We start from the raw sequence: 12300 nt of genomic DNA on the forward strand, positions 1-12300 counted from the left end.
TTATGACTCCTTTCTACCGATTCCATCCAATGCACTTTTGGTAACTTCAACCCCGGTTTTCACAATAGAAGCTGCGTGATTGAATGCAAGCATATCATAAGCATTGCCGGACATCTCAATCAAAATATCAGGTTGACAACGATCTATCTGGTAACGGGTGATTTGTTGCATCATCATTCTTGAGGATTCTGTCAATAGATTGTAAGGACTCATCTTCTTTTTCTTGCCACAATCAATCGGGGCATTTACATCCACTGCAATCAGGATGTCCCCTTCAGTACGCTGCACATGCTTCAGCGGAAGAGGATTTAAAATTCCCCCGTCAATCAATACCATACCATCTTTCCGCAACGGACGGAAAACCATCGGAATAGAAATGGATGCCCGGATGGCCTCATGCAGACTTCCTCTGTCAAACCTTACTTCCTGATCACATACAATATCCGTAGCCATTGCCACATAAGGAATCGGCAGGTCTTCGATATTCATATCCGGAATGATCTGTTTTAATTCTTTAATGAAGCGGTCACCTTTTACCAGCCCGTCCCGACTTAAGGTTAAGTCGGCCAGTTCCCACATTTTACGCTTATCCCAGCTATACAACCATTCTTTACACTCCTCCATCTTTCCCGAAGCATACATCGCTCCTACCATCGCTCCCATTGAACTTCCTGCAATAGAAGTTATCTCATAATTATGACGGAGCAATTCTTCGATGGCTCCAATATGTGCAATACCCCGTGCACCACCCATAGAAAGTACTAATGCGACTTTTTGCTTATTCATATACTATACGTTTCTGTTAGTTGTCTACAAATTAACACATTTCCTGCGAAAAAGATGTCCGGCTAACTCTATTTTTCACATAATGTATGATACACCAAGAGCAGCAATCCTCTTTTTCCAAAGGTATTGCCGCTCTTAATGTACATTATATGATTATCTCTTATTCCTAACTAAGGTTTATTTCTTTCCCTGTGCCTTTTTCTCTGCGTTCCTTTTATTCACATAATCCTTAAACATCTGGCGCCAGTTACGCCCATGTTCGTTAAAATACTGTTCGCATTTAGTTTTATAGATTTCGAAGATAGCAGAAATCTGTTTCATGTTCTTGTAGTCAATAGCCTGCTCACGAGCCAGCTTCAGTTGTTCCAGGACAAATGCTGTTTCTTCTTCCGTCATATCAGGTACAATAGCCTGATATCCTTTTAGAGTGAATGCAACTTTTCCAACAGTATATTTATCAAGGATCTGTTCCACCTGTTCTTCTGTCAATACCCTGCGCAAGTCTTTCATCAACTTTTCATGTATCTCTTTCGGCATAGCAGAGTCAGCAATCATTTCACGGTCAAGTTTACTCAATAGTTTGCCTGTCAACGGATTGATGCCGGCAGGAATCGTGGTATAAGGATGGTCATTGTGCCAATCGCGAACCTTACGCAGATGATTGTAAATAGTAGTAATTGCAAATCCGGCTTTACTCTCGTCATTCAGGTTCAGTGAGGCTACCCAGTCCATCGCTTTCTTTTCAAGAGAAGTATCCGAGTTTAGTCTGGCAAATACTTTCTTGTCAAAATAAGCTGCTACTTTATCGAAAGAACGAATGGCGCCCTCCGGTAATAGCTCTCCCTTCTCTCCAAAACTATACATGGCAGCTTCGGGTTCAATAGTAACTTTACTTTCATCCAGTTTCTTCTTGTCCAAATGAAACACATCGGCAAAAAAATCATAAACAGCATTTCGTTTATTCGGGCCAAAATCGTGTTTCTCATTGGGAAGGTGTACATTTGTAACCTTATCCTTTGCATGGTAGAAACCATAAATACGTTGCAGATAAGGAAATTCTAACGTAGGAACACTGGCTGTCCAATCTCCGCCATCAGAAACAATCAGTTGTGGAAGCGGAGCAAATGTCGCAGCCAATTCTGCGTTACAAGTGCCTCCTGCCGAGAGCTGAATAGGCATGCCACTTTCGCAGGGACATCCCCCGTCGAAATGGGAAGCCAGGCTCACTACCGGAGCAGAAGCCGTAAAACGATCATCCAATACACTTAGTAACACTGTATGTGTACCACCACCGGAACCACCATTCGCTCCGATACGACCGGTATCAATATCTTTCCGGGAAGCAAGCATATAATCAAGAATCAGCAAACCATTCATCGCCTGAATAGTATGCGCCGCACTGCTACGATGCGCCGCACTGCCAACCTGTAATATAGATTCTCCCCATCCGAATAAGTCATAATCCACACAAATAGCTCCCATACGGGCCAAAGTGCCCATGCGCTGTTGCTGATCCTCACGATAACGTCCACCGCCGAAATGTCCGTTCGGGCATATAATCAGTGCATGCTTCCCTTTTGATTGAGGGGTGTAAATAGAGCCGCAGACATACAATCCGGGAAGTGTTTCAAGTGCAAAGTTCTGTATAGTATAGCCATCAAACTTTCGTATTTTCGAGAGAATAGCCTCCGACTTAACACATTGGGCCAACATAGCATCAATGCCCAAACGCTGACGGACTTCTTTCTTCAAAGAATCCGCACGCAATCCGAATGTTTGCTTATCAGCATAAAGGGTGTTCAGATATGCCAACATCTTTTCCCCATCCTCATCCGTCCGACGGGGATATTCGTAAGCTTTCAACTTATACATATTTCCCTTCTGCTTGACAAACTTGTAGTCAAAAGGTGCAAGTACATTTGTCAGCGACTCTTCCACTGAATAAGGACGAATACGGAAATCAGCGTAAGACAATACTTTGCCTACTGTATCAATATCGTATTTCAAGCGGACTCCAAAACGGTTTTGAATATCCGTCAGAACTTCATTTAAGGGACGGGCAAATTCCGTCTCATATCTTTGTGTTTGCGCCTCTGCCGAAAGGGATGCGGCAAGCAGCATTGTGAAAAGTATCCGTTTCATTTATTTAAGTTTTAATTCCTCACCATTGACAATCACATCATCCATCGTAATGCGTTCACAATCTTCAAAGATGCATTTCTGCTTTCCTCCCTGAATATGGATATCACGTAATACAATATCTGATATCGGAGCTTCTTCTAATCCGACTATTTTTATCGGTGTTTTTACATCTGTAACAGTCATCCCACTGATATGTACATTACGAAAGATTGGGGTGCGTTCACTCTTCGGTTCTGCCGGCATCGGACTGTATTTCAAGTTTAAAACGACAGCTTCTTGCTTGATATTGCTCATCACAATATTGCTGACACGAATATCTTCAACGACTCCTCCCCTTCCACGAGTTGACTTAATGCGGATACCTCGCTCAGTCCCGTCAAACACGCAGTTGGAAATAGTCACTTTACGCACACTTCCACTCATTTCGCTGCCAATAACAACACCACCATGCCCGGAAAGCATTGTACAATTGGTTATAGTGATATTTTCACAAGGTACTCCCAAACGTCGGGCTTGTGCATCTCTTCCCGATTTAATCGTAATACAGTCATCACCTACTGAAATATGACAATCGCTGATATGTACATTCCGGCAGGATTCCGGATTGATGCCATCTGTATTAGGAGAAGGAACATTATCAATCGTAATTCCTTTGATAGTCACATTATCACAGAATTCCGGGTTTACAGTCCAGAAAGGGGAATTGACAATTTTCACTCCCTCAATCTTTACCTTCTTACAACGAACAGGCTGAATGAACGGAGGACGGAAAAAACGTCGCTGCAATGTGCTTACATAATCCTTATTTGTTTCAGTATAAATGGCCGTAGTATCATTCTCTGCATCCCACATAGGCTGATATTTATTCAGATCATGCATACCGTTATCTTTCAGGTCAATCATGACCCGGAAAAACTCCATCCACCATTTTTTACCTTGTCCGTCCAAAGTTCCTTCGCCCTTGATCGTAATATTCTCTGCATCCACTGCATAGATTAAAGGTTGGAAACTTTTCATCATCACTCCTTCGTGACGGACTTCCACAAAAGGAAGATAATCATCAAAGTTATCTGAGAAAAGTAACGTGGCACCAGCTTCCAGCTCCAAGGTTATATTACTTTTCAACCGGATACTTCCTGTCAGGTAAGTTCCCGCCGGAAAGAAAAGGGTTCCTCCACCATTACGGTTCAGACGGTCAATCGTAGTGTTGATCAACTTTGTATTAAGAACTTTGCCATTTGCCTTTGCACCGATTTTCAACATGTCTACACGTTCGGCATGAAGAACAGTGGCTGCACAAAGGCACAGGAATGCCAAAAGAGTTGTTCGTAAATTCATAATCTATTATATTAAAGAATACTTCTTCATCATTTCCATTCAAGAAATTCGTGCCTAAATATAGGTATTATCAGTCAAACTTATACATTCCGCTTTGTATTTCCTTGGGTTCCTTCTCTCCCGGAAGATATACGACAGCCGTTGTATTCACCGGAACAGACACATTTAAGGTAAATGCATCCTCTTGCCGAGTCCACTCTACTACAATAGTACCATAAAGGGTTTCGTATGATGATTTGACATATTTCAAGTCTCCTACCGGTTGGGAAGCAATGATAAATTTCCGGTAGCCCTGCATTGAATCATCTTTTCCTTCCAAGGAGGCAGATAATACCGTATATGGACGAATTCCAACCAATGAACGAAAGAACCATTCATCAATCTGCCCCATCATAAAATGATTCCACGAAGAGCCTTGACGCGGGTCCCATTGTTCTGTCAGAGTAGTTGCCCCAAATTTTAACTGAAAACCATAACCGGGAGCTTCTTCATGATTAAACATTTTATAAATAAGTTCATTCTGATCGTTACGGGCTAATGTCTGAATCAAATAACGATTGCCCACATCCCCGGTTGTCAGACGATCTCCATGTGCCTTTACATCTTTAATCAGATTGAAAAGCACCTTTTTATTCAAATTTGTATCCGGCTGACAAACACCTTGTTCTCCTGCACTTTGTGTCAAATGAAGAAACAACGGAAGTGCATTACTGCATTGACTTCCCGTACCATACTGTGCGGTATTATTATCTAAGAAACATTTATTAAAGGCTACCATAATATCATGGGCTAAAGAGCTGTAATAACGAACATCAAATTCATTACCTACCATTCCGGCAGCCTTTACCAAATACATAACGGTCATGTAATAATGTGCGGTAGCCACTAATGGAACAGGTGTATTCCGTGAGAATCCCGCACGAAAATCTCCATAATCATACCAGTCACCCAAACCGAAAGATAAGATTCCATTATTTGCACGAGTTTTGAGATAATCCACATAACGACGCATATTGGAATAGTATTTTCTGATCAGCGAATCATCTCCATAAGTCTCATAATACATAAATGGAAAAATAACTAAAGAACCTCCCCACTCCGGCGATTCGGCAAAAGCATCCATACCCGGACCTTCAAAAACGACATATTCAGGGGCTGTTGTCGGCATTGCTCCATTGGAGTGCTGCGCATCAGCCATGTTCTGCATAATTTGCGGAGCATAAGCAGTCAGATCATAATTATATAATAATCCCGGACCATTAAGATGCACCTGCTCCAGCCAACCAAGTTTTTCCCGGTGCGGACAATCCGTAAACACAGACTGCATATTACTACGTACTGCCTTCTCTATCAAGCGATGAGCAGCATTGAATATCTGATTTGATGATTCAAATGTAGAAACTTTCTTTGCCGAATTGTAAACGAAACAGGACTGAATGTTTTTCAATACCGGCAATTGATGCGGATTCTTCTGTCCTTTCAAGACAGCACCTTCCACCTGAATATATCTGAAACCATAATAAGAGAAACGAGGATGCCAAGTTTCATCTCCTTCACCTTTCAATGTATATTCATAGTAATGTTGGCGTCCTGTTTGACGTTGGTTACAAGCACCTTCTTCCGTTAACGCCTCGGCGACTATCAGAGTCACTTTTTGTCCGCGTTTACCACGTACTGTTATTTCGGGAAAACCAGCCAGATTCTGTCCCATGTCCAAGACTAAGGCAGAAGGGGCTACCACTCGTTTCGTAGATTTGGAAGACAAGGCAACTTGCTCATCATTCAGTTTTGTGACCTTTTGAATGTTGTGCCGTTCCATAATCTTCACCGGACGTGCCATTTGTGGGCGAAGTATTCCTTTCGGAGCCTCCTGAACTACTACCGGACGCCAATCACTATCATCAAACCCAACTTGGTTCCATCCTTTCTGTTCTCCACGCGCATCATAATCCTCACCTCCATAAATACAGTTGAAGGTTATCGGACTCAAATCATATTTCCAGCCATTATCAGAATGGATGACCGTATGTGTTCCATCCTCATAATTAACAACTAACTCAAATAAGAGCGTGGGAGGACCAAAACTAATCTGTAGCTTACGATAACGTCCCCCTTGTACATTATAGAATCCATTCCCCAATAAAACTCCAACTGCATTCTCACCATTTTGCAACAACTCTGTCACATCATACGTGTTATAATAAACACTTTTATCATAATCACTCCAAAGCGGAGCAAACTCACTATCACCTACTTTCTTGCCATTTAACGAAAACTCATAGAATCCCAGTCCGCATACGTAAGCTGTCGCTTCTACAATCCTCTTGCTTGTTTTACGACCGGCACTACCTCCCTTTATATCTCCCAACTCAAATGTTTTCCGCAAATAAATGCTCTTCTTGGCTAGTGTATCCACCGCTTCCCAAGCCGCTTTTACCTCCGGCTTTTTCAATTCGCCACCATGAAACTTACGACCTTCCGGCAAGTGGGCATCCTGACGAGTAATAGCCCCAATCCATTTCCTGGAAGAAAAGCAGTCAGGAACTGAACGAAATTTAGCATCTGAGCTCCATTGTGAGGGTGAACCAGATTCGTCCCAAACCCGTACGCGCCAAATATAATTGAGTAGATTGCCAGAGCGAATATCCGCTCCTTCAATGGATACCAACTGGCTCTGTGAAGAGTTTACTTTTCCACTGTTCCACACAGAACGGCCGGTAAGAGCCTCCCGAATATCTATTTCATAAGCCGATTGTTGTGTTCCGTTTTCAGGTGATTCCATCACCCATCCCAAACGGGGCACTCCCTCAACCACTACTAACCCTTCCTGCATTTCACAAGTCAGGCGACTGATTGTTATATTCTTCGCTTGTACGAAACATGGCAGGCAAAGAATAAGAAGAAGATATTTTCTTAAAATCATTATCTGGTTTTCAATATGTTATAAATAATAATCCGTGTCTGAATCTATCATTTCAAAGCATTCTCACAAACAAGTCTTGTCAACGTATCCGCATGTCCTGCCTCTTTCCCATCCACAAAAACACGTAATCCCTTTCCGCAATGGTAACGGTCCCCATTTTTATCCCAAAGAATCGTCAGATTGTGCCCATGATATAAAACATTATCCAGACAAAACCAGTCCCATTTATCAGCCGGAATCAGCGGATTTACTTCTATCGTATCATCCAGACGGGGACGAAGTCCAATCAATCCGGTAATCATCAAATCATTGAATGTAGAATGGTTATAGTACCGGCTCCGTTCCTGATCGCCTTTCAGCCAATAACCGGTCACTTCATCCAGATATTCGCCAATATACGGACGGCCACGATGATATTGCGACTCTACATACAATTCCATCTGACGAAAATATACACTGTCAGATAAAACAGTCTGCGGATAGTTATTCATGAAATTAGCCATTGCAGTCAATGTCTGTGCAGAAGCAAACGGCCAGATAGCTCCGTCCCACTCACACTTGCCGACTCCACGCGTGCGGAATTCCGGATGACGGCGTTCTGCCGTAGTCAATCCATAAGGAGCAGAAAATCCTTTTTCATCCATAATCTCTTTCCAGGCAACTTCATATTTCTTCGTTGTATCCGGTAAATTGAAATACCATGGGATATACCCGATTGCTTCACGCACATTGGCAGAAGAATCAATACGCACAGTCTCAAAGAACTGATGACGTGTATTCCACAAATCGTTCTCCACGAGACTCTTTAATGTATCCGCTCTCATGCCGTATTTCATAGCCATTCCTTCATTACCGGAAAGAATTCCCATTAGCGAAAGAGCTTTTGCATTACCGTACATATAACTGTTAATTGTCGGACGGGCATATTTTTTCTTCCGTCCTCCACTGATGGACTCTTCCATACCATCTTGTACATCACCTTGCCAATACAGTCCGTTCTTCAAACGATTCGTACGTTCCCAACGCTGATATTCTGTTTCCAGATCCTTCGCCATATCCAACATGAAATCCTTATCACCATCCACCATATAGCGCGCAAGTATGGCATCCGCATTCCATGAACTGAACTTATCCATTTTCTTCATCGGCCCGCCATCATTGCCACGATACCATGTGTGTATAATCTGATCCAGATATTTCGGATCGCGCAACCAACGGCTCTCGTAAATATGATGTCCGATAGCACAGGCTATCAGATTATATTTGTCCGAATAAGACCGCTGAATCAGAAATTCGGTCATGCCATATCCGACAGGAGTTTCCTTGATATGCTTACGCAATGACCACCAACGATAATAGTACATTTCTTCAAAGTTATGTTGCGGGCATTCAAACAAAGGAATATTTTCTTCCATCCATTCCGAAGCCTTGGCATTGGGAATGGCCTGAACAATATTCTCATCTTCCATGCCATTGAAATAGTCAGCATAATGACTAAAGTCCTCATATTTCAAAAAAGCGGAAGAAGCGTCCTTATCTGTGGAGGAAGTCTTCACATTGGCAATGCGATATTCCGCTAACGGTTCCTGCCCACCTGCATTGGGTAAATCGTAAGTTTGATCGGCAGGAGTATCTACGGTCGGGAATGTACGCATCTCTCCCGTACGGAAAGCGATTCGTTCAATAGTCGCTACCGGAGCATAAAACATACGCAAACCGACTCTCTTACCATCTACATACACTTGAATATTACGATCTGCAGTCGAAAGAACTGCTTCTACATGATAAGTCTTCCCTGCCTCATATTTCATCATATTTGCAAACCGTGAGCCACCTTTCATACGGAAAATACCGTCCGGAGTTAGCTCAAGCCGCGAACAAGCAATGCTGTTTTCATCTAAAAAGTCAATCTGAAGTATACCTTTATCATTCTGTCCGGCCAACAGATCAAATGAAACTTTCAATTCTTTAGAAGCCGGAATCTTACGCTCTGCCTTCGCATAGTCAAACGGGTCTTTATCCTGTAAAATCAACCATTCTCCTTCTAAAGAAACCGGAGCCCAAACCGGAGAATAAATATTCCAATTAGCTAGTTCAGCCATTGAACCGAATTTCGAAAAATCATCATCTGCATGTGCGGAAGCATTGATCTCTACCGGAACAGGAATACGGGAAATCCACATATCTTCTTTATTCACGCTATATGAAACCCACAAATCACCATCTGCAGGTATTCCGTTTCCTTCCTGAATACCACGGGGATATTGAGGACCATACGATTTATAATTTCCTCCATAGCGCATGGGAGGATTTTCACCATGTACCAGATTTAATGTAGTATATTCCAGTCCGTCTTTACTCAACGAAATAGCCAACGGCCAGCGAAATTCCGAAGGATTATAAACAGTAGCATAAGTACCGTCGCTCAGACGTTGTCCCCAGATTTTTGCATTACTGTTGACAAACCCTTTTGCACGAAGCACCGGTTCTGCCCAGGTATGTCCTCCATCTTCACTGATAGAAGTCAATGCATGTTTCCAGAGACTTGCCATACGGCCATCGGGCAATGTATAGCAGTTGAACGCTTTATAGCCTTTTTTAAGTGGAATGATCGGATCTTCACGGTCAGCTTCCTCCACCCATTGCATCATATAGAGCGGATTATCCAGAATCTCCTGGCAGGCCTTGACGAACTCACGGTCTTTGCTCTTCCTGAAATAAGGATAATCGGTGTTCTTCTCGCTAAAACCATGATTGTAATAAATGAAATAGATAGGACCAAACGAACCATCTTTCTTAATCTCACGCACTACCCTACCTATGCCGTTCCCATCATTCGGATCATCTTTCTTATCTAAGGCTACCCCATAATTTCCCATTGTAATCAACTTGCCCGACTTAGATACATAAAAGCCTACACGTTGATGCATGATAGCGATCAAATCTTTTGCCTGCATACCAGGGCGGGATTCTTTAGTATATCCGTCCGGCACTTTGTAAGGGGGGAATACTATTTCCGGATTTGTCCATTGATAACCGTCTTTTGAGGTCATCAGGAATGTTTGGGAAGGTGGTATATGCTCATCCGAAGGGTCTGCCAGATACTGATAATAGAACTGACCGTTCCAGTAGGCCAACATAGGCTGATGATTATAAGTCCATCCGTTACCGTTCGACGTATCCGGGTGTTCACGGTTGGCACGTACCAGTTGAATATTATGTACTCCTACTACCGGAGACAGTTGTCCGTCATGATAAGCGGGATTCGACAATTCCTTTCCTGTGTAATGGATTCTGTCTTGCGGGGACTGTGCTTGAATGGTATTTGTCAGCCATCCGGTAGCCAATACAAAAAGAATCTTCGTTAAGTTGTTCATGATTTATTTCAGGTTTTAGTTTATTTCTTCTTGCTTTCTTCCAGCAATGTTTTAACAACAGATTCCGAAGCTTTAAAGATAGTTCCATGCTTATGTCCGACAGGCACACTTACGCTTTCGGTGACATCCGTGAAATTCCGAAAATCCCTGGTACGCATAGCTCCATATATTTTTTTCTTATAAACATCAAAATAGATCAGATAATCATCACCGAGTTTTTCAACCGTCGGCCCTTCTACAAACGACTCGGTAAAGGGTTGTGATGACGGCGAATAAGGGCCGGTCATAGAGCCAGAAAAAGCTATTTTCAGATTGCGTTCGGGACGTGTGTTATCTTTGAGTACCATTACATAATCATTTTTCGCCCGTTTCACAATCACAGCATCAATCGAGCTGAAACCGGGATCATATAATACTTTCGCTTTCGATACTGCCTTAAAATCCTTTGTTGTGATGTAGTACAAGCGATGGTTGTTCTCTTCTTCTTCTATTCCCTTTTCATAACGACCGGGCACACAAGAGGCCCATACTACCATAAACTGTTCACCTTCGTCATCATAAAAAATCTCCGGTGCCCATACATTGACAGTGGTAGGTTCGTCTGCCATCACAGGAATCATTTGTTGCTCCGACCAGTGAATCAAATCTTTGGACTGTGCATAGCCAAAACCTAAATCACCTTTCCAACTGGTAGTCCACACCAAATGAAAGGTTCCATCCGGTGTACGCACTATGGAAGGGTCGCGCATTAACCGATGTTGCCCTAATTCTGGTTTCAACCAAACGCCGGGAATGCTATCCCAGTACATTCCATCTTCGCTATACAGATATCTCAGACCTTCATCAGCCGGCTCATGAAATGAAGTGAACATATAATAATCTTTATTCCCTCCACAAGAAGCTAAAAGTAGAATGCTTATTGCAGCTAATGTATTTTTTAACTTTCCCATTTCTATGATTCTTTTACACTATACTAATATCCTTTATACAGAGACGATAAAAAGCCGGATTTGTACTCAAATAGATATAAAGAATCATTCTTTATAATCGATAAAAGGGCGACTCTCCGAGCCACCCTTTCCTCCATCAAACAAACTAACCATTTAATAATGGGAAAGAATTCCACTTCTTTTTATAGTATCTTATTTGTCACAAATTCCTTGTTTACAACATGCTATGGTTTTACAGTGTTCCTCCCCGTGCTTTTACACGTTTAGCCCACTCTTCACGTTCTTTTGTCAAATTGTACCCACGTTTGGCCAGATAATTGTTGATACGTCCTTTGTACTTACCGAAAGCCGCATGCTTCTTGTTTGAATTTTCTGCATCCATAGCAAACTCACGCGCCTCTACCAACCAAGCATAGATTTGTGCCTTTTCTTCTTCCTTCAAAGAAGGAATCATATCAAGCGTAGCTTCATAAGTCACTTTCACCACGCCATAAGTCATTCCATCTTTTACGGCTTCTATCTGTTCCTCATTCAAAAAGAGAGATAAACTGGCAGGAAAAGCAAAGTGAGAACGGTACAAAGCTGCATCTTTTTCATTTTCAGCTGCCTTCAACGCTTCATCTTTCGCATCACCGGTCAAACCTGATTCCTTAACGTTTTTTACTTTTGCATCACGTATTTCATAAATATCATTCAGTTCGAAATAGCGATTGGCAATAATATTACAAACATCTTCGGCTACTTTCGCATCCGTAAGTCCTAGTTTATCTACAATTTTCTGCGA

The 12300-nt window shown here is 42.3% G+C and carries 7 protein-coding genes; all 7 read right to left on the bottom strand.

Annotated elements, in window-relative coordinates:
* Positions 1 to 786 (bottom strand): patatin-like phospholipase family protein, encoded by a 786-nt coding sequence (locus HMPREF2794_RS05960; protein ID WP_010537916.1) that lies wholly within the window; start codon positions 784 to 786, stop codon positions 1 to 3.
* Between the two features lie 177 nt (positions 787 to 963).
* Entirely contained in the window at positions 964 to 2928 is a 1965-nt protein-coding gene (locus HMPREF2794_RS05965) for a 6-O-methylesterase (RefSeq protein WP_070751144.1), read from the bottom strand.
* On the bottom strand, positions 2929 to 4266 hold the full coding sequence (locus HMPREF2794_RS05970) for a glycoside hydrolase family 28 protein (protein WP_055270732.1): 1338 nt from the start codon (positions 4264 to 4266) through the stop codon (positions 2929 to 2931).
* 70 nt (positions 4267 to 4336) lie between these two features.
* Positions 4337 to 7189 (bottom strand): glycoside hydrolase family 78 protein, encoded by a 2853-nt coding sequence (locus tag HMPREF2794_RS05975; protein ID WP_070751145.1) that lies wholly within the window; start codon positions 7187 to 7189, stop codon positions 4337 to 4339.
* 47 nt (positions 7190 to 7236) lie between these two features.
* The gene (locus tag HMPREF2794_RS05980) at positions 7237 to 10566 is read right to left on the bottom strand and encodes an MGH1-like glycoside hydrolase domain-containing protein (protein WP_070751146.1); all 3330 of its coding nucleotides are present in this window, start codon (positions 10564 to 10566) and stop codon (positions 7237 to 7239) included.
* 20 nt (positions 10567 to 10586) lie between these two features.
* Positions 10587 to 11516 (bottom strand): glycoside hydrolase family 43 protein, encoded by a 930-nt coding sequence (locus HMPREF2794_RS05985; RefSeq protein WP_010537911.1) that lies wholly within the window; start codon positions 11514 to 11516, stop codon positions 10587 to 10589.
* A 232-nt stretch (positions 11517 to 11748) separates the two neighbouring features.
* Positions 11749 to 12300 (bottom strand): DUF3826 domain-containing protein (locus HMPREF2794_RS05990; RefSeq protein WP_070751147.1); only part of this gene is annotated, 552 nt, incomplete at its 5' end.

Origin of the sequence: Bacteroides sp. HMSC067B03 (genome assembly GCF_001811315.1) — a bacterium.
GTDB classification, from domain to species: domain Bacteria; phylum Bacteroidota; class Bacteroidia; order Bacteroidales; family Bacteroidaceae; genus Bacteroides; species Bacteroides faecis.